The sequence below is a fragment of the Streptomyces sp. NPDC019396 genome (assembly GCF_040632375.1).
Taxonomy (GTDB): domain Bacteria; phylum Actinomycetota; class Actinomycetes; order Streptomycetales; family Streptomycetaceae; genus Streptomyces.
This window is the reverse complement of record NZ_JBEYBS010000016.1, coordinates 45,609-71,501: the sequence shown is the minus strand read 5'-3', so window position 1 is coordinate 71,501 and position 25,893 is coordinate 45,609. Positions and strand designations below refer to the sequence as shown.

The window sequence follows — 25,893 nt, the reverse complement described above, 5'->3', positions numbered from 1 at the left end:
CGCTTCGGCGGGAGGAAAAGCCTCGGTATGCGGCCCAGATCCAGCCCTCGGCACAGACGACTCCGCACGGCCGCCCTGGTGGTGGCCGGTTCCCTGCTGATGGTGACGGGCCAGTCCGCCGCCGTCGCCGTTCCGGTCCGGGCGCCTTCTCAACCAGGGCCCCCTGAAACGGAGTTCACCACCTCCTTCGAAGCGGACGAAGAGCAGCCCGACTGGCGCAACACCGTGGAGACGGGACCAGGTGGAGCCAAGCGGTCATCCGGTGTGGACGGCGGATTCGCCTCCGGAATTCCGGGCAATGTGACGGACCAGGTCACCGGGCTTCGCGTCAGCGACGAAAACAGTGGCGGCGGTGAGGTCAAGGAGAATCTGGTCGACCTCCAGCCCTCGACCAAATGGCTGGGTTTCCGGACCACCGCGTGGATCGAATTCGACATGGACGCCCCGGTCAAGGTGGTCACCTATGCGCTGACCTCGGCCAACGACTTCGCCGCGCGCGACCCCAGGGACTGGACGCTCAAGGGCTCGGCGGACGGCAGGGACTGGAAGACCCTCGACTCCCGCACGGGGGAGAGCTTCGACAAACGCCTCCAGACCCGGCCGTACGACATCGACGCCGCCACCACAGCCGTGTACTCCCACTACCGGCTGGAGATCACCGCGAACAACGGCGCGTCCGACGCCACCCAGCTGGCCGATGTCCAGTTCTCCGACGGCGACACCGGCACCCCGGTGCCCGAGGACATGCGCAGCCTGGTCGACCGGGGCCCCGGGGGCTCGCCCACGGCGAAGGCGAACGCGGGCTTCACCGGCAAGCGGGCACTGAGGTACGCGGGCACCCACAAGGCCGACGCACGGGCGTACTCGTACAACAAGATCTTCGACGTCGACACGGTCGTGCGGGGGGACACGGAGCTGTCTTACCGGGTCTTCCCCTCGATGGCGGAGACGGATCTCAAGTACCCCGCCACCCATGTGTCCGTCGACCTCGCGTTCACCGACGGCACCTATCTGAGTGACCTCCGGGCGGTGGACTCGCACGGTGGCCTGCTGACGCCGCAGGGCCAGGGCGCGGCCAAGCGGCTCTACGCCAACCAGTGGAACCAGGTCGCCTCCCGGATCGGCTCCGTCGCGGCCGGCAGGACGGTGGACCGGATCCTGGTGGCGTACGACTCCCCCGCCGGCCCGGCGAGGTTCCAGGGCTGGATCGACGACATCAGGCTCGCCCCCGAGGCGCTCCCGGAGCGGCCCGGACGGTTGTCCGACTATGTCTCCACCGTCCGCGGGACCAACTCCAGCGGCTCGTTCTCTCGCGGCAACACCTTCCCGGCGACCGCGGTGCCGCACGGCTTCAACTTCTGGACACCGGTCACCAACGCGGGCTCGCTGAGCTGGCTGTACGAGTACGCCCGGGCCAACAACACCGACAACCTGCCCACCATCCAGGCGTTCAGCGCCAGCCATGAACCGAGCCCCTGGATGGGCGACCGGCAGACCTTCCAGCTCATGCCGTCGGCAGCCACCGGGACACCCGACACCTCGCGCACCGCCCGGGCCCTCCCCTTCCGCCACGAGAAGGAGACCGCGCGTGCGCACTACTACGGGGTGACGTTCGAGAACGGGCTCAAGACCGAGATCGCCCCTGCGGACCACGCCGCGATGATGCGGTTCACCTACCCGGACGAGCAGGCATCGGTGCTGTTCGACAACGTCACCGAGCAGGCCGGGCTCACCCTCGACGCCGGTACCAGCTCCTTCACCGGCTACTCCGACGTCAAGAGCGGCCTTTCCACAGGAGCGACCCGGCTGTTCGTGTACGGAGTGTTCGACGCGCCCGTCACCGGGTCCTCGTCGGCAGGTGTCAAGGGACATCTGCGCTTCGACGCCGGTGCGGACCGCACCGTCACACTGCGGATCGCGACCTCGCTCATCAGCGTCGACCAGGCGAAGCGGAACCTGGTCCAGGAGATCCCTGCTTCGGCCGACTTCGACCGGGTCAGGGACCGTGCGCAGGACGCCTGGGACGCCATCCTCGGCCGCGTCCGGGTCGAGGGCGCCACCCACGACCAGCTGGTGACGCTCTACTCCTCGCTCTACCGGCTGTACCTCTACCCCAACTCCGGCTTCGAGAAGGCCGGCGGAAAGGACGTGTACGCCAGTCCCTTCTCACCGCAGACCGGCCCGGACACCCCGACCCACACCGGCGCGAAACTCGTCGACGGCCGGGTCTACGTCAACAACGGCTTCTGGGACACCTACAGGACCACCTGGCCCGCCTACTCCTTCCTGACCCCGGGGAAGGCGGGCGAGCTGGTCGACGGCTTCGTCCAGCAGTACCGGGACGGCGGCTGGATCTCCCGCTGGTCATCCCCCGGCTACGCCGATCTGATGACCGGGACCTCGTCCGACGTCGCCTTCGCCGACGCGTACGTCAAGGGCGTACGGGGCTTCGACGCCGCGACCGCGTACGAGGCGGCACTCAAGAACGCGACCGTGGCACCACCGCACAAGGGTGTGGGCCGCAAGGGCATGGAGACCTCCCCCTTCATCGGCTACGCATCGACGGAGACCCACGAGGGCCTGTCCTGGTCCCTGGAAGGCTGTCTCAACGACTACGGCCTCTCCCGGATGGCCGACGCCCTCTTCGCGAAGACGCACAAGCCGCGCTACCGGGAGGAGTCGGCGTACTTCCTCAACCGCGCACGCACCTATGTGACGTTGTTCGACTCCAGGACCGGCTTCTTCCAGGGCCGGGACCTGAAGGGCGAGTGGCGCGTCCCGCCGGACCGGTACGACCCCAGGGTCTGGGGCTACGACTACACCGAGACCAACGGGTACGGCTATGCGTTCACCGCCCCCCAGGACACCCGGGGCCTGGCGAACCTGTACGGCGGCCGGGCGGGGCTCGGCAAGAAGCTGGACACCTACTTCGCCACCCCGGAGACCGCGTCGCCCGAGTTCGCGGGCTCGTACGGAAGCGTCATCCACGAGATGACGGAGGCCAGGGACGTACGGATGGGCATGTACGGGCACTCCAACCAGGTCGCCCACCACGTCACCTACATGTACAACGCGGCCTCCCAGCCGTGGAAGACGCAGGAGAAGGTGCGCGAGGTGCTCTCGCGCCTCTACACCGGCAGCGAGATCGGCCAGGGCTACCACGGCGACGAGGACAACGGCGAGCAGTCCGCCTGGTTCCTCTTCTCCGCACTGGGCTTCTATCCACTGGTGATGGGCAGCGGGGATTACACCATCGGGTCACCTCTCTTCACCAAGGCCACCGTGCGCCTGGAGAACGGCCGTGAGCTGGTGGTGAAGGCCCCACGGAACAGCGCGCGGAACATCTACGTCCAGGGCGTGCGGGTCAACGGCCGGCCCTGGAGCTCCACCGCACTGCCGCACGACCTGCTCGCACGCGGCGGCACAGTGGAGTTCGCCATGGGCCCGCAGCCCTCTCTCTGGGGAACGGGGCGGGATGCCGCTCCGGTGTCCATCACCGAGGACGACAGGGCGCCGGAGCCCCGGCGCGACAGGACCAGCGGCCCCGGCCCGCTCTTCGACAACACCTCCACCACGGAGGGGTCGCTGGAGGCATCAGTGCCCATGGAGCTACCCCTCGTTTCCGGGGCCCGCGCGGTCCAGTACACACTCACGTCGTCGGCGAAGGGCGCGGCGCCGTCGGGCTGGGTGCTCCAGGGCTCCCATGACGGCACCACCTGGACCGACGTCGACAAGCGGTCCGGTGAGTCCTTCGCCTGGGACCGGCAGACCCGGGTGTTCACGGTCGGGCGGCCGGGGACCTACGAGAAGTACCGGCTGGTCCCCGCCGCAGGCGCCTCACTCGCGGAGATCGAACTGATCGCGTAGCGGCCGTCGCCCCAGCGCCCGCCCCGCGCCGCAAACACCCCGGCCGCCATCCGTCGAAGCGGATGGCGGCCGGGAAGACCTCCCAGCGGGGTCCGATGGACCCCGCGGTGGGCCTTACTTGCGGATCAGGCTCCGCAGCACGTACTGCATGATGCCGCCGTTGCGGTAGTAGTCCGCCTCACCGGGGGTGTCGATGCGGACGACCGCGTCGAACTCCACACCGCTGTCCGTGGTGACCTTGACGGTGCGCGGCGTGATGCCCTCGTTGAGTTCGGTGACACCGGTGAAGGAGAAGGCCTCCTCGCCCGTCAGGCCGAGGGACTCGGCCGAGGTGCCCTCGGGGAACTGGAGCGGGAGCACGCCCATGCCGATGAGGTTCGAGCGGTGGATGCGCTCGTAGGACTCGGCGATGACGGCCTTGACGCCGAGGAGCGCGGTGCCCTTGGCGGCCCAGTCGCGGGACGAGCCGGAGCCGTACTCCTTGCCGGCCAGGACGACCAGCGGGATGCCCTGGTCGATGTAGTTGCGGGAGGCGTCGTAGATGAACGACACCGGCGCGTCCGCCTGGGTGAAGTCGCGGGTGTAGCCGCCCTCGGTGCCCGGCGCGATCTGGTTGCGCAGGCGGATGTTGGCGAACGTACCGCGGATCATGACCTCGTGGTTGCCGCGGCGGGAGCCGTAGGAGTTGAAGTCACGACGCTCCACACCGTGCTCGGTGAGGTACTTGCCGGCCGGGGTGTCGGCCTTGATCGCACCGGCCGGGGAGATGTGGTCGGTGGTGACCGAGTCGCCCAGCTTGGCCAGGACACGGGCGCCGGTGATGTCGGTGACCGGGGTGGTGTCCATCGTCATGCCCTCGAAGTACGGGGGCTTGCGGACGTAGGTCGACTCGGCGTCCCACTCGAAGGTGTTGCCGGTCGGGATCGGCAGGGCCTGCCACTGGGCGTCACCCGCGAAGACGTCCTGGTAGGACTTGTTGAACATGTCCTCGCCGATGGCGTTGGCCACGACCTCGTTGACCTCGGCCTCGGAGGGCCAGATGTCCTTCAGGAAGACCGGGTTGCCCTCGGTGTCGGTGCCGAGCGCGTCACGGGTGATGTCGACCTTCATGGAGCCCGCGAGGGCGTAGGCGACGACCAGCGGCGGGGACGCCAGGTAGTTCATCTTGACGTCGGGGTTGATCCGGCCCTCGAAGTTGCGGTTGCCGGAGAGCACCGAGGTCACGGCCAGGTCGTGCTCGTTGACGGCCTTGGAGACCTCCTCCGGCAGCGGGCCGGAGTTGCCGATGCAGGTGGTGCAGCCGTAGCCGACCAGGTTGAAGCCGACCTTGTCGAGGTACGGGGTCAGGCCCGCCTTGTCGAAGTAGTCGGTGACGACCTTGGAGCCCGGGGCAAGGGTGGTCTTGACCCACGGCTTGCGGGTCAGGCCCTTCTCGACCGCCTTCTTGGCCACCAGCGCGGCGGCGACCATGACGTACGGGTTCGAGGTGTTGGTGCAGGAGGTGATCGCGGCGACGGTGACGGCGCCGTGGTCGATCTCGTACGTGGTGCCGTCGGGGGCCGTGACGGTGGTCGGGCGGGTCGGCACGCCGTTGGCGGCGGCCGGGGAGTCCGAGGCCGGGAAGGACTCCATGCCCGCCTCGTCGGCGTCGTCCACATAGTTGCGGACGTCCAGCGCGAACTGCTGGGCGGCGTTCGCGAGGACGATACGGTCCTGCGGGCGCTTCGGTCCCGCGATCGACGGGACGACGGTGGAGAGGTCGAGCTCCAGCTTCTCGGAGAAGTCAGGCTCGGCAGCCGGGTCCAGCCAGAGGCCCTGCTCCTTGGCGTACGCCTCGACGAGGGCGACCTGCTGCTCGCTTCGGCCGGTCAGCTTCAGGTAGTTCAGGGTCTCGCCGTCGATCGGGAAGATCGCGGCGGTGGAGCCGAACTCCGGCGACATGTTGCCGATGGTGGCGCGGTTGGCGAGCGAGGTCGCGGCGACGCCCTCGCCGTAGAACTCGACGAACTTGCCGACGACGCCGTGCTTGCGCAGCATCTCGGTGATCGTGAGCACGAGGTCCGTGGCGGTGGTGCCGGGGGTGAGCTCACCGGTGAGCTTGAAGCCGACGACACGCGGGATGAGCATCGAGACCGGCTGGCCGAGCATGGCGGCCTCGGCCTCGATACCGCCGACGCCCCAGCCCAGCACACCGAGGCCGTTGACCATGGTGGTGTGCGAGTCGGTGCCGACGAGGGTGTCGGGGTAGGCCTGGCCACCCCGCACCATGACCGTGCGGGCCAGGTGCTCGATGTTCACCTGGTGGACGATGCCGGTGCCGGGCGGGACGACCTTGAACTCGTCGAAGGCGGTCTGGCCCCAGCGCAGGAACTGGTAGCGCTCCTTGTTGCGGCCGTACTCCAGCTCGACGTTCTGACCGAAGGCGTCCGGGGTGCCGAACTTGTCGGCGATCACGGAGTGGTCGATGACGAGCTCGGCCGGGGCCAGCGGGTTGATCTTCGCCGGGTCGCCGCCGAGCTCCTTCACGGCCTCACGCATGGTGGCGAGGTCCACGACACAGGGCACACCGGTGAAGTCCTGCATGATCACGCGGGCCGGCGTGAACTGGATCTCCTGGCTCGGCTGCGCCTGCGAGTCCCAGCCGCCGAGAGCCCGGATGTGGTCGGCGGTGATGTTGGCGCCGTCCTCGGTGCGGAGCAGGTTCTCCAGCAGGACCTTGAGGCTGTAAGGGAGGCGCGCGGAGCCCTCGACCTTGTCCAGCCGGAAGATCTCGTACGACTCGTCGCCCACGCGCAGCGTGCTGCGGGCGTCGAAGCTGTTCGCCGACACGACAGTCTCCTTTTTCCATGTGCGCGTACGAACCGCATCCTGCCGCCTGTGGCTGCTACCGATCCGCTAAGGTAAGACTTAGTTAGGTCGCCCTTACCAGCGGTCGCAACGAATGAGGAGTGCGGTACGCCTTCTCACAGATATCTCGATGTCGAGATAACTCTAGTACATGACCGCTGAGCGGTCATGCCCGGATGCCGGTGACCGCTCCCATTCCGTCGAGACGATCACTCGGCGCGCCCAGGCGTTGACCTTCCGTCTCAGTGAACCCACCCGCGCGGGCCATCGAACCGGGGTGCGGGTGGCTGTACCGGCTGGGGGTGGATCTTGCAGGGCCGCACGTCTCACTGTCGTACGTGGACGCGGTGAGCGAGCGCCGGCGATCTCCCCTGGCCTTGGGCGAGAGGGCGCCGGACGCTGCCTCTGTTGATCAGGTCCGGTTCATCGACCCTCGACGCTTTTCCGCGGTCGTTTCTCGACAGGCGTGCTCGCCTCGGTCCTTGATCACACAGGCGAGTGGCGGCAGACCGACGGCGTCCGACACTGACGTCGGCGCGGGCGCGTTCTCAGCCGCGCGACGGCGCTGCCAGTACGCGACGGTCAGCACGGCCAGTAACGGCCCCCACAAGCTCAGCGGCGTGTAGCAGACGTAGTACCAGGCAGCCTCCCAGCCGGTGGCCAGGGTCGGGGAGCCGACCGGCAGGTCGTCGCCTTGGATCGAGGTGCCCCTGATCTCGGAGACGATGAAGAGGAAGGTGAACACGAGTATGAGGATCGTGGCCCCGATGGCGGCCGGGATGACTGCCGCCATCGTCGGGACCCGGCGACCGCGCAGGAACGGGATCCATCGCGGGAACACCTCACCCCAGCGGGCGATCAGGCCGATCGCGGTGAAGGCGAGGACTTCGGACAGAAGCGACAGGGCGACGACGTAAGCCCGCTCGCCGAGGCCGAACCCCTCGTCGAGCGCGGCCGGCAGCCGCCAGATGCTGGCAGGCAGGACGATGAACGGCACTGCGCAGGCGGCGAGTCGCATCCGTCGGGACACACCGGTGACGGGCTCGTGTGCGGCCCGCCATGCGGCGCGGAGCCGTCCGGGACGGGCGGCAGTGGGTTCTTCGGAGTGCTGGAGCGGCTGCATGGTCGATCCTCGGTTCCGGGGGCCCTGGAATGGCCCGTTCGGTAATGACGATTCCAGTGACGGGGGTCGCCAAGGATCGCTCCACAGGCGAACTCGGCTCCGCCGTACGGCCGATGGAAGGGTGCGGCCGAAGGATGACGTCAGGGCGCCGGATCGGGCGGGTGCACCCACCCCACGCCAAGGACTCCTCCGCAGGTGGTCTGGTCCGACCCGATTGCGGTCTCAGGTGACCTGGGTGTCCCTTGGCAAACGAACCCCGGGCGGGGCCACCGGAAGCTGAGTCGACGTGAAGGTCCGCCGGCCTCCTAGATCGACGCCAGAACGCGGTCAAGCGCCGCCCAGCCTGCGGGTCCCCATGTCGGCTTGCCGCCGGGCAGACCCCGCTCCCCGGCCCGACCCATGAGGATCAGAAAGAGGCTTTTCGCGGCGGCCAACCCTCGTGCGCGTCGGATCGTCGCCCCGTCCGCGTGTGCGTACGCCTCGAAGAACCGTGCAACAGCGCCCGTGGGAAGGAGCACCCAGGCAGCCGCGAGATCGACCGCCGGATCACCGGCGCACATGTCACCGAAGTCGATCACGCCCGAAAGCGTGCCGTCCGAGACGACGACATTCGCCGGATGAAGGTCGCCGTGCAGCCATACCGGCGGGTCCTCCCAATCGGGAGCCGCAACGGCCTCGTCCCAGACGTCCCGGACCTTCCGGAGGTCAGCGGCAACGCCTCCGGAGGCGACCTCCGCGAGTCCCTTGCCGAAACCGTCCGTGAGCGTCCTGAGGGGAACGCCGCGATCGGGACTGACCGGTGCCTCGACCGGTGCCTTCACATGGAGCGCCTTGAGGAAGCCCGCCAGCGTGTCGGCCGCGCGGTCGTGGCTGATCGGGGCGCGGTCGGCTGGTTCGCCGGCAACCCATGCCGCGATGGTCCACGGCCGCGGAAAACGTGCGGACGGTTCACCGATCCGCATGGGGGTCGGGACCGGTAGCGGAAGGCGGGGTGCCAGGGCGGGCAGCCACCGGTGCTCTTTGCGCAGCAGGGACGGCGCACGCTCCGTGCGTGGCATGCGCACGGCCAACTCGTCTCCAAGACGCCACAGTTGGTTGTCCCAACCGCCGACCACCTCACGCAGATCCAGGCCTGCTAGGTCCGGATGCTGCTCACGCACCAGAGAGCGCACCACGTTCTCATTGATCTCGAAGCCGTCCATGATCTCACTCAACCATCGAGAGCCGGACCAGTTCCCACTGAGACAGCATCCGGCATCCATCCGGCCCGGGCCCCATCACCCGAGATTCCAGGCATCCGCAAGTCTCAGCTGAACCGGGCGCCGCATGGCCGCCGCTCGACGCCGAACCAGCCGCGCGGGACCCCGGCGACGCCGGTGCCTGACACGTACCTCGGGGCGAGACCTCGATCTGACGTTGTTCACCTGCAACCCCCGGGGTGTCGGTGAACGACACGCCTCACTATGGTGAGCCGATGGCGTCGATCAAGCAGTTCCAAGTCACCTTCGACTGCGCAGAACCGCAGCGCGTCGCTCGTTTCTGGTGCGAGGTGCTGGGGTACACCGCACCGCCGCCGGAGGGGTTCGCCACCTGGGAAGATTTCGATCGTTCACTGCCGCCCGGGCATCAGGGTCCGGCGTTCGCATCATGTACTGATCCCTCAGGTGTGGGCCCGCGACTGTTCTTCCAGCGCGTTCCCGAAGGGAAGGCCGTCAAGAACCGGCTTCATCTTGACGTGCGGGTCGGCACCGGGCTCGTGGGTGAAGAGCGCCTCGCCACACTCGAGGCCGAGTGCACACGGCTGGTCGCGCTCGGCGCGGTACGCGTGCGGCTGCTGACCGCCGATGACGAGAACGAGTCCTGCATCGTGATGCAGGACGTCGAGGGCAACGAGTTCTGTCTCGACTGAGGGGCGGCGACGTGTCCTCGCGTCTGCCCCCATGGTCCGGGGCGAGGGACCGCCCGACCCGCCGGGGCGCTGTGGCGCGGATCGCCGGATCAGGTGCCAGGAACGGGCGAGCCCTGAGGCAGACCTCCCGGACCGGCCACAGGCGTCACCTAGACTCGCCCGGCATGCGATCACGCGAGTACGACCTCGACTTCCGTGACAGGAACGGGCGGATACGTGCCTGGGGCATCGCCCTGCTGGCCGTGTCCGCGCTCCTCTGGACGTGGTGTGCGCTGTTGCTGCTCACGCCGTACGAGGCGGGCGAGGACCACCGTTCCCCCGACGAGTGCGAATCACGCTTGTTCACCGATCGGGGTACGGCCAACGGCGGTGTGTACAGGGGCTACCAGTGTGCGAACGAACGCGACTGGCCTGAGGCCCTGGCCGTGCTCGGGCTGTCTGTGCCGGTGTCGGTCGCCGGTGTGGCGCTCTTCACGAGCGGCAGCCTCGGCATCCGGATGAGCGCCCACGCCCAGGCGCTGCGCGAGCTGGACCAGCCCGCCGACGCGTGGAACACGTAGCGGCGCCGGCCCACCGGCTCGAAGTGCGCCGCCCCCTCTCGCACAATGGGCCGGTGACCACCACCTCCGCAGCACCCGAGAGCGCCACGCCTGAGCAACGGCACGCGGACTGGCTCGAGCTGTTCTTCGACCTCGTCTTCGTCGCCTTCGCGGCCCAGCTGTCCCACACCCTGCACGGGGACCCGAGCCCGCAGGACTTCGGTGTCTTCCTCGCGCTCTACTTCCCGCCGTGGTGGATGTGGATCAACTTCACGGTCGCGGCCAACCTCTTCGCCGACGACGGCGCCCGCCGCCGGCTGCTGATGCTCTCGGCGATGGCCTGCCTCGCCCTGATGGCGGCGGCGGTGCCCGAGGCGACCGGGGACCGGGGGCCCGCGTACGCGATCGGCTACGCCGGGACCCGGTTCGTGCTGCTGGGGCTGTGGTGGCCGGCGACCCGCCTGACCGGACCGATGCGGGTGCCGAAGTGGCGGCCGCTGGGCTACTGCCTCGTGTCCGGGGTGCTGTGGGTGGTCTCGGCATTCGTGCCGGGTCCCTGGCGGTATGCCATGTGGGCGGTGCTCATCGTCGCGGAGGTGGTGCTGCTGCTCACCGCGCGAGGCAGCGGGGTCGCGCGGCAGTTGCACACGGGCCACCTGGTGGAGCGGGTCGGACTCTTCGTGATCATCGTGCTCGGCGAGTCGGTGCTCTCGCTGATCACGTCGGCGGACCACACCTGGACGGCCCGGGCGGGCGTCACGGCACTGCTCGGCTTCGTGCTGCTCGCTGCGCTCTGGTGGTCGTACTTCGACTTCGGCACGACCGCGGTGGAGCTCATGCTGGGCGCGGCGCGGGGACGCGCCGCCTTTGTGCTGGCCCGTGATGTCGCGGGGTTCCTGCACTTCTTCGTAACCGCCTCGGTGATCTGCGTGGCGGGCGGCCTCGCCACGGCCGTGGACGAGGCAGGCCATGCCCATCTGCCGCAGGGTGCGCTGATCGCCCTGGCCGGGGGTCTCGCGCTGTACCACCTCACCCATGCCGCCATCGCGCTCCGTTACGGAAGGACGGTGCGCTCCGTAGCGGTCTGGGCGGTGCCGGGCGTCGGCATCCCGGCACTGGTGGTCGTCTTCGGTGGGCATCTGGCGCCGTGGCTGGTCGTGCTGGTCCTGGCGGCCGAGGCCATCGCCCATCTGCTGTACGCGAAGGCGATGGCACGCCGTCGGCTCGTGGCCGGGATGGTGTGACGACGGTGCACGCGCACGGTGACTCACCCGAATGGACCGCACCTTTTGTTCTAGTTCGTGGAGTAATGGAGCATCAAGACCAGGCATCACCCATATGGTCCACCCCATTGGGCAGGTCATCTCATATCTGAGATAGCCTGCCGCTATGGCAGACGACTACCTCGTACGCATCGGCAAGCTCATCCGTGACGCCCGGCAGCATCGTGGCTGGACGCAGACGCAGCTCGCCGAGGCGCTCGGCACCAGCCAGAGCGCAGTCAACCGCATCGAGCGTGGCAATCAGAACATCAGTCTTGAGATGATCGCCCGTATCGGCGAGGCCCTCGACAGCGAGATCGTGTCGCTCGGGTACGCCGGCCCCATGCATCTGCGCGTCGTCGGCGGGCGCCGGCTGTCCGGTGCCATCGACGTCAAGACCAGCAAGAACGCCTGCGTGGCACTGCTGTGCGCCTCGCTGCTCAACAAGGGCCGCACGGTACTGCGCCGGGTCGCCCGTATCGAGGAGGTGTACCGGCTCCTCGAAGTGCTGAACTCCATCGGAGTCCGGACCCGCTGGATCAACGGCGGCACCGACCTCGAGATCGTCCCGCCCGCCACGCTGGACATGGACGCCATCGACGCCGACGCGGCACGCCGGACCCGGTCGATCATCATGTTCCTCGGCCCGCTGCTGCACCGGCTGGACCGCTTCCGCCTCCCGTACGCGGGCGGCTGCGACCTCGGCACCCGCACGATCGAGCCCCATATGATCGCCCTGCGGCGCTTCGGACTGGACATCACCGCCACCGAGGGCCTGTACCACGCGGTCGTGGAACCGTCGGCCGGCCCCGAGCGCCCGATCGTGCTGACCGAGCGCGGCGACACCGTGACCGAGAACGCCCTGCTCGCCGCCGCACGCCATGACGGCGTCACCGTGATCCGCAACGCCTCGTCCAACTACATGGTCCAGGACCTGTGCTTCTTCCTCGAGGCGCTGGGCGTACGGATCGACGGGGTCGGCACCACCACACTGACCGTGCACGGCGTGGCCAGTATCGACATGGACGTCGACTACTCCCCCTCCGAGGACCCGGTGGAGGCGATGAGCCTCATCGCCGCGGCCGTGGTCACCGAATCGCAGCTGACCGTCCGCCGGGTGCCGATCGAGTTCCTGGAGATCGAGCTCGCGGTTCTCGAGGAGATGGGCCTGGACCACGACCGGACCGCGGAGTACACCGCCGACAACGGCCGCACCCGGCTGGTGGACCTGACGGTGCGTCCGTCCAAACTGGAAGCCCCGATCGACAAGATCCACCCCATGCCGTTCCCCGGCCTCAACATCGACAACGTGCCGTTCTTCGCGGCGATCGCCGCGGTGGCCCAGGGCAAGACCCTCATCCACGACTGGGTCTACGACAACCGCGCGATCTACCTCACCGACCTCAACCGCCTCGGTGGCCGCCTCCAGCTCCTCGACCCCCACCGCGTCCTCGTCGAGGGCCCGACCCGCTGGCGCGCCGCCGAGATGATGTGCCCGCCAGCGCTGCGCCCCGCCGTGGTCGTGCTGCTGGCGATGATGGCGGCCGAGGGCACGTCCGTGCTGCGCAACGTCTATGTCATCAACCGCGGTTACGAGGATCTGGCAGAGCGCCTGAACTCGGTGGGCGCGCAGATCGAGATCTTCCGCGACATCTGATGCACCTCCAGGTCGGGAGGCCTTCCTCCGTCCTGGGTCGTCTGGGGGCCGTCAACCGTGTCATCGCCGTTGCGGAAGACACGGTTGACGGCCCTGCGTACTCGCGCGCGGCTGGCGTTGTCACCCCGCCGGGGTGACAACGCCTGCGAGGGCGAAGTCGACGTGCACCCGGCCGCGGTGCGGGCTCACGGCCGGGCGTCGCAGGCCCCTACCGGACGCTGTAGGTGAACCGGACGGTCGACGGGTTGTGGTCGGAGAGCTGTTGGCCCTTCGAATCGAGGAACTTCGCGTACTCGTTGTTGTAGTACGTCGCCTTCAGGTCGAGGCCCGACCCGCTGCGGTAGAGGATCTTGTCGATGACCTCGCACGCGTTCTCGGTCTTGCAGGTGGGCGCGTTGTCGTCGATGTCCGGGGTCTTCCCGCCGTTGATCAGCTCCACCCAGGCGTCGGTCAATCCGTTGTCGTCCCGCAGTTCGCGGATGATGTCCCCGGAGCGGGTGTAGCGGCTGTTCATGTCGCCCATGACGAGGACGGCATGGCCCGCGGAGTGCTTCTGGATGTACTCCGAGAGCTGGCGGGTGTTGTCCCGGCGGACGCGCAGTTCCTTCGCCGAGCCGGACCCGGCGTTCATGTGGACGTTGTACAGGTCGAGCGTGGCACCGCCGGGCATCTCAAGCTGTACGAAGCTGAAGCCCTTGGGCGTCAGGCAGTTGGTGCCCGTGCACTTGTCCCAGTCCTCGCGGTCCAGGTTGCTCTGCCTGAAGTCGGAGAAGGTGTTGAGGCCGTCGGAGAACGGCACCCCGAATATCCAGCCCTTGGCGGACGCCTTCGTCCGGTAGGGGTGCTCGTCGTGCTTGCGGAGATCGTCGTCGTAGGCGAAGTCCTCCTGGACATTGACCACGTCGTAGGCGTTGAGCCGGGGCGAGATGAGCTTCGTGTTCTTGTCCGGACTGCTGCCTGAAAGCGGCTCGGGGAGGCCCGCCACGTTGTAGCTGAGGGTAGTGAAGGTGCCGGTCGCCGCCTGGGACGAAGCGCCGGCGTGCGCCGTCGGCATCGTCGCCATGGCCGTTGCCACCGACACCACGGCGACGGCGATGACGGCGCTTCTGCGCTGTGTACGAAGTCTGGACACCATCTGGCCCTTCGGGGGAATTTTCCGTCGGAACTTTTGCGAAACGAACGCCGACACGAGCAAACGCTGTCTGCTCACCACCGCTTCGGCGGTGAACTCCCTTACGAGTGAAGCACTATGACGATGCGTCGAAGGCTTTGTAAACCGTTCGGGCAGGCTTTTCCGAAGGTGCCGACCGACGCCCGACGCGCGGGCCGTACCGCGTGAGCGACCCGGCGCGGGTTCGGACGGCGGGAGTGTAGCCCCTGAGACCATGTGCACTGTGAAGGCACGAGACGATCGAGACGAACCCACCCCCGGCGCCCCCGCTTCGGGACGGCAGCGCCGATGGCGACGCGATCCGGAGTGGACCAACGCGGTGCTGCTGGACGCACTGCTGGACCTGGTCTCGGAGGGTGTGCGCAAGCCGACCGGGAAGGCCATCGCGGAGCGGGCCGGAGTGTCGGAACGAAGCGTTTTCGTGCACTTCGCGGACCGCGAAGCGCTCTTCACGGCGGCCGCCGAGCGGCAGGCCGAGCGATGGCGGGCCCTGTCCGAGCCGGTGCCCCCTGAGGAGGGCACGGTGCGCAAGGTGCGGGCGTTCGTGTCTCAGCGTGGCCGGATGTACGAGGTGATGACGCCGATCCGCAGGGAGGGCCTCGGGCTGGAGTCGGACTCGCCGGGCCTGCGCCGGGTCATGGCCCGGGGGGACACCTGGCTGCGGGATGACCTGGCTCGGACCTTCGGTCCGGAGCTGCACCAGGTGCCAGGAGCGCGCCGGGCGGGCGGGTTGCTGGACGCCATGGAAGCCGCGTCGTCGTGGGGAGCCTGGGAGCATCTGCGCAGCCGGCGGGGCCTGGGCGAGGCGGCGGCCCGGAGGGCGATGGGCCGGACCTTGCGGGCGCTGCTCGGCGCCGCCGCGGAGGGCTGAGCGGAACTTGCGCCACACATCTTCTTTTATTTCACCGTGGCTGCAATAGTGACGCTTCGACTCTTGTTGCAGTCCTACTGCACTACGGTGCGGCCCTCGCCCCATGGGGACCGGGCCCGATCCTTGCGAGAAGGGAACGTGCACCATGGCCCCGATTGACCGGCGCGGATTCGTCACCGCAGCGGGCGCCGCAGCCGCGGCAGTCGCGCTCAACCCGCAGACCGCCCAGGCGTTGCCCGGACAAGGCCGTGCCGGTACCCCCTCGCCGACACACACCGACGGCCTTGCCTACGACGACGAGCAGGACTTCGCCGACGCGGACCGTGGCTTCATCGCGGCGTTCACCGGTGGCGCGATCAAGGACAAGGCCGGCACGACCGTCTGGAGCACGGACGCCTACGGCTTCCTCGCCGAGGGTGGTGCGACCCCGCCCAAGAGCGTCGACAGGAGTCTGTGGCGACAGGCCCGGTTGCTGTCCCGACAGGGCCTTTACCAGGTCACCGAGCGGATCTACCAGGTCCGTGGCCTGGACCTGTCCAATATGACCATCGTCGAGGGCGAGACCGGGATCATCGTCATCGACCCGCTGATCTCCGCGGAGACCGCGGCCGCCGCGCTGGGGCTCTACCGCGCCCACCGGGGCGATCGCGCTGTGAAAGCCATGATCTACACCCATCCGCATGTCGACCACTTCGGCGGCTGCCGCGGTGTCCTGCCCGACGGCGGGACGGGGATCCGCGTACTCGCGCCGCAGGGCTTCATGGAGCACGCGGTCAGCGAGAACGTCTACGCCGGCCCCGCCATGGCCCGGCGGGCCGCCTACATGTACGGCACCCAGCTCCCCAGGGGAGCAGCCGCCCAGGTCGGCTGCGGGCTCGGGCTGACCGTGTCGGTGGGCAGCGTGGGACTCATCGCCCCGACCGAGTACATCAGCGAGTCCGGTCAGGAGGTCACCCTCGACGGGGTCCGCATCCGGTTCCAGATGACCCCGGGGACCGAGTGCCAGGAGGAGATGAACTTCCTCTTCCCCGACCTGCGGGCGGTGTGCATGGCGGAGAACGCCACCCACACCATGCACAACATCATCACCCTCCGCGGCGCCCAGGTCCGCGACGCCCGTGCATGGGCCGGCCATCTCACCGAGTCCATCGGCCTCTACGCAGGCAAGGCCGATGTCGCCTTCGCCTCCCACCACTGGCCCACCTGGGGCAATGACAGCATCGTCGCCCTGCTCGCCCACCAGCGGGACCTCTACGGCTATCTGCACGACCAGACGGTCCGCCTGATCAACCGGGGAATGACCGCGGCCGAGATCGCGGAGACACTGGAACTGCCTCCGGCGCTGGAGCGGGTGTGGGCCAACCGCGGCTACTACGGCTCCCTCAGCCACAACATCAAGGGGATCTACCAGCGTTACATGGGCTGGTTCGACGGCAACCCCGCCCATCTCTGGGAACACCCTCCCGTCGAGGAGGCCCGCCGCTACGTCGCCTGTATGGGCGGCCAGTCCGCCGTACGGGCCCGCGCCGATCAGTACGCACGCAAGGGCGATCTGCGTTTCGCCGTCACGCTGCTCAACCACGCCGTCTTCAACGACCCCAAGGACACGCGTGCCAAGCGCCGGCTCGCCGAGGTCTACACCCGCCTCGGCCAGGCCTCCGAGAACGCCGTGTGGCGCAACTTCTATCTCACGGGTGCGCAGGAACTCACCGGGGGCGTCACGTCCGGGACCGATGCGACCCTGGGTGCCGACGTGTACGCGGCGCTCACGGTCGGGCAGCTCATCGACGGTATGGCCGTCCGGGTCAACGGCCCCAAGGCCTGGGGTCTGAGTCTGGCCGTCGACTGGCACATCGGCGACGAGTACTGGCACCTCGTGCTGGCCAACGGCCTTCTCAGCCACACCACCGACGGCAAGCCCGCCCCGGAGGCGGGTCTGACCATGACGATGACCAAGACCCAGCTCCTCGTCATGCTGTCCACCAAGGCGACCACGGGCATCACCATGACCGGCGACCCGCGCCTGCTGGTGAAGCTGCTCGCCGTACTGGACACCGCGGACACCCACTTCGCCATCGTCACCCCCTGAGCACCCGGGCCGTCGGATCCCGGACCTCAGCCCCCGGGGCCGACCGCCATCGAGCTGGCGGCCGGCCCCGGTCGGATCCCCGTGCCCGTACGGCTTCGCACCGGCAGGGCCGACACGAAGCACGCTCCGGGTGTGTACCTGCTTAGACCGGCGTACCCACGTTCTCGATGAAGCCGGCACCGCAGGCCGCGGCGATGTTCGTGGCGTCGAGGATGGTGCCCGACACACTGCACTCGGCCTGGTAGACCACACCCTTGTGGTCCACCACGGTGATGTAGAGGGTTCCCGGGTCCGGATCCGCCTCGGTCACCGACAGAGCGACATCCTGGACGCAGTCCGGGGCGCCGGGGATCAGGGAGAGGCTGAACCAGTCCGCCGGATCCCGGCTGTCGTTGAGGAACCCTTCGCCGCGGCGGTCCGTCGTGGCGGTGAACACCGTGCCGAACAGCTCGCTCTCGCTGTCGTCGACGGTGGCGGAGGCCACGTCGTGCTCGGAGTTGCAGCCACGGCCGCCGTATCCCCAGTCGTAACCGGACACCGCCATGATGCTTGCGGCCATGCCATCGGACGGGGTGTCCGTGCTGGCCATCGCGGAGGGGGCCAGGACACCGCCCGCGAGCAGGGCTCCGGACACGGCCGCCAAGCTCCTGGCTGCCCAAGTGAGCTTCTTCATTCGTGCTTTCCTCTCCATGCACACAAGGCCGGCGAGCAGACCGAAGCAGAGGCATTTGCATGTCATCCAGCCGGAGTCGAGCCGAATGCACACCTGGGGAGGTGTCCCGGCAGGACTTCGCTCCGGAGAACGGGCTGAGTGGGGTGGGATGCCATTCCGGCACCGGCTGCCGCGGCGGCCTCTTTCGTCATCGAATATGAAGGGATACGGCGCCCGGAACCGTGACATATTCCGGGTCGTCACTCAGGGAGAGCACCGCAGTGCCCCGAATGGTCCAGGTGGTATGACTGGTTCCGCCCCGCCGGATTCAGCCCCTCTGGGTTCCGCTGCCCCGGCCGTTGAGCCGTTCGATGTCGGCAGTGCGGATGCGGATGACGAACAGGGCGATCAGCGCGGCGACCGCCGTGAACACGGCGGCGACGGCGAAGGCGGTCGTCGCCCCGGACGTGAGGACCGCGTCCGCGTAGGGCGCCGGGAGTCTGCCGGACTGCGCAAAGCGCAGTTTCTCGTCGGGGGTGGCCCGGGCGAGGAAGAGCGGCGCCTGGCGGGCCGCCTCCTCGCCCGCGGCCGTACCGAACACCGTGGTCAGCAGGGAAAGCCCGAGTGAGCCGCCCACCTGCTGGTGGGTGTTGAGAAGACCGGAGGCGGCGCCGGATTCCCGCGCGGGGACACCGGAGAGCGCCGTGACCGTGATCGACACGAACTGGAGCCCCATACCCAGGCCGAACACCAGCATCGGCCCCAGAAGACTTCCGGCATACGTGGAATGGACATCGACGCGGGTCAGCCAGACCAAGCCGGCCGTGGTCAGCACGGCGCCGGTCACCATGAACGGCTTGGGCCCGAATCGGGGCAGCAGCCGTGCCGTGGTTCGTGCCCCCGTCACGATGATCGCGCTGACCGGCAGAAAGGCGAATCCCGCCTTCAGCGGACTGAAGCCCAGCACGTTCTGCACGAAGAGCGAGAGGAAGAAGAACATGCCGAACATCGCGGCGGCGAGACTGAGCATCATCGCGTAGGTCCCCCGGCGATTGCGGTCGGCGAACAGATGCAGCGGGATCACCGGCTGCCTGGAACGGCGCTCGACGCGGGAGCACAGGGCCAGGACCACGATCGCCAGGGCGAACGACGCGATCGTGAGGGCGTCCCGCCAACCGTCCTGAGCCGCGCGGATGAAGCCGTAGACAAGCAGCACCATTCCGGCCGTGGCGGTGAGCGCGCCGGCGATGTCGAAGGTGCCGGGCCGGCGCGGGGACTCCGCGATCCAGCGGGGCGCGGCAAGGACGATGAGCAGTCCGATCGGTACGTTGACGAAGAACACCCAGCGCCAGTCCAGCCATTCGACGATCACACCCCCCGCCATCAGCCCGAGCGCACCCCCTGCGGCGGAGACGGAGGCGAACACGCCGAAGGCCCGGTTGCGCTCCGGGCCCTCCGTGAACGTCGTACTGATCAGGGCGAGGGCGGTCGGGGAGGCGACGGCGGCGCCCGCGCCCTGGAAGGCGCGGGCGGCCAGCAGCTCACCGGCGCTCTGGGCGAGCCCGGCGGCCATCGAGCCGACGACGAAGAGCAGCACTCCGCAGACGAAGACCCTGCGCCGCCCCAGGATGTCCCCCGTCCTTCCGCCGAGCAGCAGCAGCCCGCCGAAGGTGAGGGTGTACGCGCTGACGACCCACGACAGGTCGGTGGTGGAGAAACCCAGCGAGGTCTGGATGTGCGGCAGCGCGATGTTCACGATGGTGATGTCGAGCACCACCATGAGCTGGCAGGACGCGATGACGAGCAGCGCCATGACGCTCCCACCGCCCCGCTCCGGGGCGGTGGTCCGCGGTGCTGGGGCGGGTCGCGGGCTGGTCATGGCGTGGTGCGGCCCGGCGGGCGTGGCCGCAAGGGGTGGGTGGGCGTGGGGTCGATCGGCGGACCCACGCCTACTCTTCGACCGTAGGCCGCGGCCGAAGCCGCCGCGAGTCGGCGGCTTCGGCCGAGCACCCCGGCCTGGCGGCTCGCGGGTGCTAGCGGCTGCCGAGTCGGTGCCGCGGGTGCGGCTCCACCGGTACGTCCCTCGCCTGGGCCCAGAGCGAGCGCACATGCCCGAGGTGGCGGGCCATGCAGTCCTGAGCACCCGCCGTGTCACCGGCCACCATCAGATCGAGCAGCTCCAGATGCTCCTCGGCCGAGGCGACCAGCTGGCCGCGCTCGTCCAGCCTGGTCAGCCCGTAGAGCCGGGAACGCTTGCGGAGGTCCCCGACCGTCTCGACCAGCCGCTCGTTTCCCGCCAGGGCGAGCAGACCGAGGTGGAAGCGGCGGTCCGCATCCAGATATCCGATGAGATCGTGATCCCGCGCACGCGTCACGATCTCCTCGGCGCCCGGCCGGAGCTCTTCGAGCTGCTCCACCGTCGCGAGCTGGGTGACCCTCCCGATGGTCGGCACCTCGATGAGGGCACGCAGCTCGGTGTACTGGTCGAGGTCGCGCTCGCTGACCTCGGTGATCCGGAAGCCCTTGTTGCGGACCGGCTCGACGAGGCCCTCGCGCGCCAGGTCGAGCATGGCCTCCCGCACGGGTGTGGCGGAGGTCCCGAAGTCGGCGGCGAGTCCGGGCGCGGAGTAGACATGCCCGGGCCGGAGCTCACCCGCCACGAGGGCGGCGCGCAGCGCGTGGGCGACCTGGTCACGCAACCGTTCCTGGGCTGTGATCAGGGTGAACTGCTTCGGGTCGCCCATGGCATGCCTCCGTGAATCCGCGAGGAGCCAGCGTACAATGTGACGTTTGCTCGACGGGTCGCGCTGTCACAGCAGGAAGCCTCCGGGAAACGGGTCGGTCGGATCGAGGAAGTACTGGGCCGTGCCGGTGATCCATGCACGCCCCGTGATGGTGGGGACGACGGCGGGCAGCGCACCGACGGTGGTCTCCTCGACCAGCCGTCCGGTGAACTCCGTGCCGATGAACGACTCGTTGACGAAGTCACGGCCGATGGGCAGCTCCCCGCGGGCATGGAGCTGGGCCATTCGGGCACTGGTGCCCGTGCCGCACGGGGAGCGGTCGAACCAGCCGGGGTGGATGGCCATGGCGTGCCGGGAGCGTGCGGCGTCGGAGCCCGGTGCGGCGAGATAGACGTGCTTGACCCCGCCGATGTGCGGGCTCTCGGGGTGGACGGGACGGTCGCTCGCGTTGATGGCGTCCATGACGGCGAGCGAGGCGGTCAGCAACTCGTCCTTGCGGGCCCGGTCGAAGGGGAGCCCCAGTGCGTCCAGGGAGACGATGGCGTAGAAGTTGCCGCCGTACGCCATGTCGTAGGTGATCGTGCCATGACCGGGCACCTCGGTCCTGCGGTCGAGTGCGAGGCAGAACGCGGGCACATTGGTGAGCGTGACGGACCGGGCCGCCCCTTCCTCGACGCGTACGTCCGCCCTCACCAGGCCGGCCGGGGTGTCGAGGCGGACGGTCGTCACCGGTTCGGTCACGGGCACCATGCCGGTCTCGACCAGCACGGTGGCGACGCCGATGGTGCCGTGGCCGCACATCGGCAGCACCCCGGACACCTCGATGAACAGCACCCCGTAGTCGGCGTCCGGGCGGGTGGGCGGCTGGAGGATCGCGCCGCTCATCGCGGAGTGGCCGCGCGGCTCGTACGTGAGCAGGGTGCGGATGTGGTCGAGGTGCTCGATGAAGTACGTACGCCGCTCAGCCATGGTGGCGCCGGGGACCACCCCGGTGCCACCGGTGATGACACGGGTGGGCATGCCCTCGGTGTGGGAGTCGACGGCGTGGAAGACATGGCGGGTGCGCATACGGATCCCTTCCCCTTCTCGCTCTGTCGCTGCGGGTCAGCGGTGGCCTTCGGCGAGTGCCTTCTCGGTGGCCGCGCGCACGGCCGCGTCCTGTTCCGGGGTGAGGGGGGAGCGTGGCGGACGAGTCGGGCCTCCCGGGCGGCCGGCGAGGTCCATGGACAGCTTGATGGCCTGTACGAACTCGGTCCTGGAGTCCCAGCGCAGCAGGGAGTGCAGGGACCTGTACAGGGGCAGCGCGGTCTCCAGATCCCGGTCGACGGCGGCGCGGTAGAGGGTGGCGCACGCCCGGGGCAGCGCGTTGGGATATCCCGCGATCCAGCCGACGGCACCGGCCAGGGCCAGTTCGAGCAGCACATCGTCGGCACCGATCAGCAGATCGAGTCCCGGGGCGAGTTCGGCTATCTCGAATGCGCGCCGCACATCCCCGCTGAACTCCTTCACGGCGACGATGCTGTGCTCGGTGTGGAGCCGGGCGAGCAGGCGGGGGGTGAGGTCGACCTTGGTGTCGTACGGGTTGTTATACGCGACGACGGGAAGACCGCAGCGCGCGACCTCCGCGTAGTGGGCCGTCACCGCGGCCTCATCCGCACGGTAGGCGTTGGGCGGCAGCAGCAGCACGGATCCGGCGCCGGCCTCGGCTGCCTGGTCGGTCCAACGGCGGGCTTCGGCGCTGCCGTAGGCGGCGACGCCCGGCATCACCCGGTCCCCGTCACCGGCCGCCTCGACGGCGGTACGCACCACCCGGGCCCGTTCGTCGTCCGTGAGGGTCTGGTATTCGCCGAGTGAGCCATTGGGCACGACTCCGTCACAGCCGTTGGCAACGAGCCAGGACACATGGTCGGCGTAGGCGTCGTAGTCGATGGAGAGATCGTCGCGCAGCGGGAGAGCGGTGGCGACCATGATTCCGCGCCAGGGGCGGGTGCGAGGTGCGAGCGGCATTTCAACTCCTCTTGTACGGTGTGACATTGTATAGGTGGTCGACTGACGGTGTCAGTGGATCGGCAGGTGTGATCGCGGGGAGTGCCGGACAGTGCGGTCAGGATGACTCGGGCAGCTCGGCGAGGTGGCTCAGAGGCACCGGACAGGACAGTGGGCGCCGGTCGGCCACGGAGTGCGGCGCGGCGCGATCCGCACCGGCTTCCGCCTCGGCCAGGCAGGCCACGGCGGGGCCGCACATCCGCCCCTGGCACCAACCCATGCCTGCGCGGGTGAGCAGCTTGACCGTTCGGGTGTCGTGCGCTCCGAGCGCACCGGCCGCCTCCTTGATCAGCCCGGCCGGTACCTCCTCGCAGCGGCACACCGTCGTGGTGTCGTCGAGCCACCCGGTCCAGCCCGCGCCTGGGCGGTGCGCGGTAGCCATCAGGTCGGCGAAAGCCCTCAACCGGGTACGGCAGGTGGTCAGCCGCGCTGCGCGCCGGGGGCTCCCGGGGATGCCAAGCAGGGCACGGGCGATGGAGTACGCGGCCAGTTCTCCTTCCGTCAGGGCGAGTTCGGCACCGCCGATGCCACCCGTCTCCCCTGCCGACCAGACCCCGGTCACGGATGTGCGCTGCTCGGCGTCGACATCCAGCGCCACGCCGCCGTCAGGAGTGGGATGGGTGGCACAGCCGAGTCCCGTGGCGAGTTCGAGCTGGGGCACAAGACCGTGTCCGATGGCCAGTACGTCACAGGCGAGACGCCGGCCACCGCCCGGCACAGGCCGCCAGTCACGGTCGAGCCTGGTGACGGTGACGGCCTCGACCCGGTCCGTGCCATGGGCCTCGGTGACGGCATGTCTGCTGAGCATCCGCACACCGCGCCTCATCAACGCACCTGTGTGAAGGGCTCCTTCGGCGAGCTTGGCGGGGACGCTCAGGAGCGTGGGCAGCCCCCGGGCGTACGCCGTGTACGCCGACCCCTCCACCACGGCGGGCACCCTGGCACCTGCGGCTGTGAGCGATCCGGCGACGGCGAGCAGCAGTGGTCCGCTGCCCGCGACGACGATGCGCCGACCGGGCAGTACCAGCCCGGACTTGAGCATGGCCTGTACCGCTCCGGCACCGATGACCCCGGGCAGCGTCCAGCCCGGAAAGGGGAGTTGGCGCTCGTACGCACCGGTGGCCAGCAGCACGGCACGGGCCTGGACCTGGACCGGCCGCTCGTCCTCCGCACGGTTGCCCGCCAGGGCGTGGAGCCGCCAGCGGGGAGTGCCGCCGCCGGTATCGGCGCTGTCGGCATCACCGCCGCCGGCGTCAGCGCTGCCGGCGTCGCCGGGAAGCACCGTCCACACATGGTGGGCCGGGAGGTACCGGATGCTTCCCGCCGCACGAAGCACGTCCAGTCTGCGTTCAAGATCGGCGTAGGCCGCCCAGCCGTGGTGCAGTGCCTCGGGGCGCCGGGCGCGGAGTGCGGGTGCGGGGTGGCGGTAGAACTGCCCCCCGGGCCGCTCCCCCGCGTCGAGCAGCGCCACCCGCAGCCCCAGTCCGGCGGCCGTGACGGCGGCCGCGAGCCCGGCGGGCCCGGCACCGACGACCGCCAGGTCATACGGTGAGGTCGTCATGGCCGGTGCCCTCCTGGGTGGTGATCGTGTCGCCCGGGCGGGCCGGCGCCAGGCAGGCCCGCTGATTGGGACGGCCGTTGATGGTGGCGAGGCAGTCGTAGCAGACGCCGATACCGCAGAAGGCCCCGCGCGGTACGCCGTTCACACGGGTGGTGCGCCACGCGAGGATGCCCGCGGCCCAGAGCGCGGCGGCGACGGTCTGCCCGGGAAGCGCGCGGATGGGGCGCCCGTCGAAGGTGATCTCGTAGGGAGGACCGGGTTCGGCGCGCACGAGGGAAACGGGTGTTCTGGTCACTGTGCCGCTCCTGTCCGGCCGTCCGGGTGATCGGGGTCGCCGGGGCCGCGCCCGGTCGACTCGCTGAACCGCTCCGGCCGGAACGGCTTCAGGTCCAGCACCTGTTGGCCACCGCTGAGCGCGGCGGCGATCAGCAGTCCGGTGGCGGGCGCCAGCCCGATACCGGCTCCCTCGTGGCCGCAGGCATGGAACAGGCCGGGCACCCGGGGGTCGGGCCCGATGGCGGGCAGGTGGTCGGGGAGGTAGGGCCGGAAGCCGTGGTACGCCCGCATCACCCGCAGGTCCGCGAGGACGGGGAAGAGTGCCGCGGCCTGGCGGGCGAGCCTGCGCAGCGCCCCGGTGGACATGGCCCGGTCGAAACCGACCCGTTCGCGGGTGGCGCCGATCAGGACCGGTCCCGACGGTGTGCCCTCGACGACCGCGGAGGACTGGAGGTCCGCGGAGCCGCTGGCGACATCGGCGATGTAGTCGGCGGCGTACACCTTGTGGCGTACGACGCGTGGCAGTGGCTCGGTGACCAGGACGAAGCCCCTTCGGGGCAGTACGGGCAGCTCGGTGCCCGCGAGCCGGGCGACGGCGCCGCCCCAGGTGCCCGCCGCGTTGACGACGGCGGGCGCGAGGAGTCCGCCGCTCGAGGTGCGCACGCCGCGGACAGCGCCGCCCGGTGCGGTGAGCACTCCGGTGACCTCCTCGCCCAGCCGGATGACCGCGCCGCGCTCGTGTGCCGCGGCGAGCAGCCGCGCTGCCGCCCTGGCGGGCTGGACCTGGGCGTCCTGGGGGTAGTGGACGCCGCCCGCGAGCCCGGGCGCGAGATGGGGTTCGAGCTCGCGGAGCCGGTCGGCGGGGACTTCGTGTGCGGTGACACCGGCCGCGCGCTGCCGTTCGGCGAAGCGGTGCAGTGCGCCGAGCGCGCTCTCACCCGGGGCCACGACGAGACCCCCCTTGGGTTCGTACTCGGTGTCCGGTGGGAGCACCTCCGCCAGTTCGCGCCAGAGTCCGGTGGACAGCAGCGCGAGATCGAGCTCGGGTCCCGCCTCCTTGTCGGAGACGAGGAGGTTCCCTTCCCCCGCACCGGTGGTGCCGCCCGCGACTGCGCCCCGGTCGACGACGGCGACCGCCAGACCGGCGCGGCTGGCGTAGTACGCGCAGGCCGCGCCGACGACGCCGGCGCCGATGATGACGGCGTCCAGGAGGCCACGGGATTGTGTGGTGAGCACGACAGTAATATGTCACATGTCATGCCCGTGGGGAAGGGAACCA

At 69.4% G+C, this 25,893-nt stretch carries 19 protein-coding genes; 7 read left to right on the top strand and 12 right to left on the bottom strand.

The features are described 5' to 3' along the window. Window positions 1-27 precede the first annotated feature (27 nt). Complete coding sequence (locus ABZ532_RS19830) at window positions 28-3,867, top strand: GH92 family glycosyl hydrolase (protein WP_361284932.1); 3,840 nt, start codon at window positions 28-30, stop codon at window positions 3,865-3,867. A gap of 114 nt (window positions 3,868-3,981) precedes the next feature. On the opposite strand, the gene acnA is transcribed toward ABZ532_RS19830, so the two are convergent. The 3 genes from acnA to ABZ532_RS19815 all read right to left on the bottom strand — a co-directional run bounded on the left by acnA (window position 3,982) and on the right by ABZ532_RS19815 (window position 9,039). Then, window positions 3,982-6,696: an aconitate hydratase AcnA gene (gene acnA, locus ABZ532_RS19825; RefSeq protein ID WP_361284929.1), complete on the bottom strand. Its 2,715-nt coding sequence runs from the start codon at window positions 6,694-6,696 to the stop codon at window positions 3,982-3,984. Window positions 6,697-7,126: 430 nt separating this feature from the next. Then, window positions 7,127-7,837: a hypothetical protein gene (locus ABZ532_RS19820; protein ID WP_361284926.1), complete on the bottom strand. Its 711-nt coding sequence runs from the start codon at window positions 7,835-7,837 to the stop codon at window positions 7,127-7,129. Window positions 7,838-8,142: 305 nt separating this feature from the next. Then, window positions 8,143-9,039, bottom strand: a complete 897-nt coding sequence (locus ABZ532_RS19815) for an aminoglycoside phosphotransferase family protein (protein WP_361284923.1) — start codon at window positions 9,037-9,039, stop codon at window positions 8,143-8,145. Window positions 9,040-9,311: 272 nt separating this feature from the next. On the opposite strand from ABZ532_RS19815, the gene ABZ532_RS19810 reads away from it, so the two are divergent. The 4 genes from ABZ532_RS19810 (at window position 9,312) to ABZ532_RS19795 (ending at window position 13,204) form a co-directional block, all read left to right on the top strand. Further along, window positions 9,312-9,746 (top strand): VOC family protein, encoded by a 435-nt coding sequence (locus tag ABZ532_RS19810; RefSeq protein ID WP_361284920.1) that lies wholly within the window; start codon window positions 9,312-9,314, stop codon window positions 9,744-9,746. A 164-nt stretch (window positions 9,747-9,910) separates the two neighbouring features. Further along, complete coding sequence (locus ABZ532_RS19805) at window positions 9,911-10,306, top strand: hypothetical protein (RefSeq protein WP_361284917.1); 396 nt, start codon at window positions 9,911-9,913, stop codon at window positions 10,304-10,306. Window positions 10,307-10,359: 53 nt separating this feature from the next. Beyond that, entirely contained in the window at window positions 10,360-11,529 is a 1,170-nt protein-coding gene (locus ABZ532_RS19800; protein WP_361284914.1) for a low temperature requirement protein A, read from the top strand. A gap of 145 nt (window positions 11,530-11,674) precedes the next feature. Next, the gene (locus tag ABZ532_RS19795; protein WP_361284911.1) at window positions 11,675-13,204 is read left to right on the top strand and encodes a UDP-N-acetylglucosamine 1-carboxyvinyltransferase; all 1,530 of its coding nucleotides are present in this window, start codon (window positions 11,675-11,677) and stop codon (window positions 13,202-13,204) included. 208 nt (window positions 13,205-13,412) lie between these two features. On the opposite strand, the gene ABZ532_RS19790 is transcribed toward ABZ532_RS19795, so the two are convergent. Beyond that, complete coding sequence (locus ABZ532_RS19790; RefSeq protein ID WP_361284908.1) at window positions 13,413-14,339, bottom strand: endonuclease/exonuclease/phosphatase family protein; 927 nt, start codon at window positions 14,337-14,339, stop codon at window positions 13,413-13,415. Between the two features lie 259 nt (window positions 14,340-14,598). Here ABZ532_RS19790 and ABZ532_RS19785 point away from each other — a divergent pair, with 259 nt between their 5' ends. Both ABZ532_RS19785 and ABZ532_RS19780 read left to right on the top strand, forming a co-directional pair. Beyond that, complete coding sequence (locus tag ABZ532_RS19785) at window positions 14,599-15,246, top strand: TetR/AcrR family transcriptional regulator (RefSeq protein ID WP_361284905.1); 648 nt, start codon at window positions 14,599-14,601, stop codon at window positions 15,244-15,246. A gap of 145 nt (window positions 15,247-15,391) precedes the next feature. Next, window positions 15,392-17,335, top strand: a complete 1,944-nt coding sequence (locus ABZ532_RS19780; RefSeq protein ID WP_361284902.1) for an alkyl sulfatase dimerization domain-containing protein — start codon at window positions 15,392-15,394, stop codon at window positions 17,333-17,335. Window positions 17,336-17,477: 142 nt separating this feature from the next. Here the strand turns inward: ABZ532_RS19780 and ABZ532_RS19775 are convergent, their stop codons facing one another. From ABZ532_RS19775 to ABZ532_RS19740, 8 genes are all read right to left on the bottom strand, one after another. After that, window positions 17,478-18,008, bottom strand: a complete 531-nt coding sequence (locus tag ABZ532_RS19775) for a hypothetical protein (protein ID WP_361284899.1) — start codon at window positions 18,006-18,008, stop codon at window positions 17,478-17,480. Between the two features lie 307 nt (window positions 18,009-18,315). Then, window positions 18,316-19,866 (bottom strand): MFS transporter, encoded by a 1,551-nt coding sequence (locus ABZ532_RS19770; protein WP_361284896.1) that lies wholly within the window; start codon window positions 19,864-19,866, stop codon window positions 18,316-18,318. Between the two features lie 154 nt (window positions 19,867-20,020). Continuing rightward, window positions 20,021-20,731 (bottom strand): GntR family transcriptional regulator, encoded by a 711-nt coding sequence (locus ABZ532_RS19765; RefSeq protein WP_361284893.1) that lies wholly within the window; start codon window positions 20,729-20,731, stop codon window positions 20,021-20,023. Window positions 20,732-20,797: 66 nt separating this feature from the next. After that, window positions 20,798-21,799 (bottom strand): proline racemase family protein, encoded by a 1,002-nt coding sequence (locus tag ABZ532_RS19760; RefSeq protein ID WP_361284890.1) that lies wholly within the window; start codon window positions 21,797-21,799, stop codon window positions 20,798-20,800. Window positions 21,800-21,835: 36 nt separating this feature from the next. Beyond that, window positions 21,836-22,738 carry a dihydrodipicolinate synthase family protein gene (locus tag ABZ532_RS19755; protein WP_361284886.1) on the bottom strand — a complete coding sequence of 301 codons (903 nt, stop codon included), beginning with the start codon at window positions 22,736-22,738 and terminating at the stop codon, window positions 21,836-21,838. A 97-nt stretch (window positions 22,739-22,835) separates the two neighbouring features. Further along, a complete protein-coding gene (locus tag ABZ532_RS19750; RefSeq protein WP_361284883.1) occupies window positions 22,836-24,338 on the bottom strand; it encodes an NAD(P)/FAD-dependent oxidoreductase in 1,503 nt (500 codons plus the stop codon). Beyond that, window positions 24,319-24,633 (bottom strand): (2Fe-2S)-binding protein, encoded by a 315-nt coding sequence (locus ABZ532_RS19745; RefSeq protein WP_361284880.1) that lies wholly within the window; start codon window positions 24,631-24,633, stop codon window positions 24,319-24,321. Before ABZ532_RS19745 ends, ABZ532_RS19750 begins: the two co-directional genes overlap by 20 nt. Continuing rightward, on the bottom strand, window positions 24,630-25,850 hold the full coding sequence (locus ABZ532_RS19740; RefSeq protein ID WP_361284877.1) for an FAD-dependent oxidoreductase: 1,221 nt from the start codon (window positions 25,848-25,850) through the stop codon (window positions 24,630-24,632). The genes ABZ532_RS19745 and ABZ532_RS19740 overlap by 4 nt, the downstream gene beginning before the upstream one ends. Window positions 25,851-25,893: the final 43 nt, after the last annotated feature.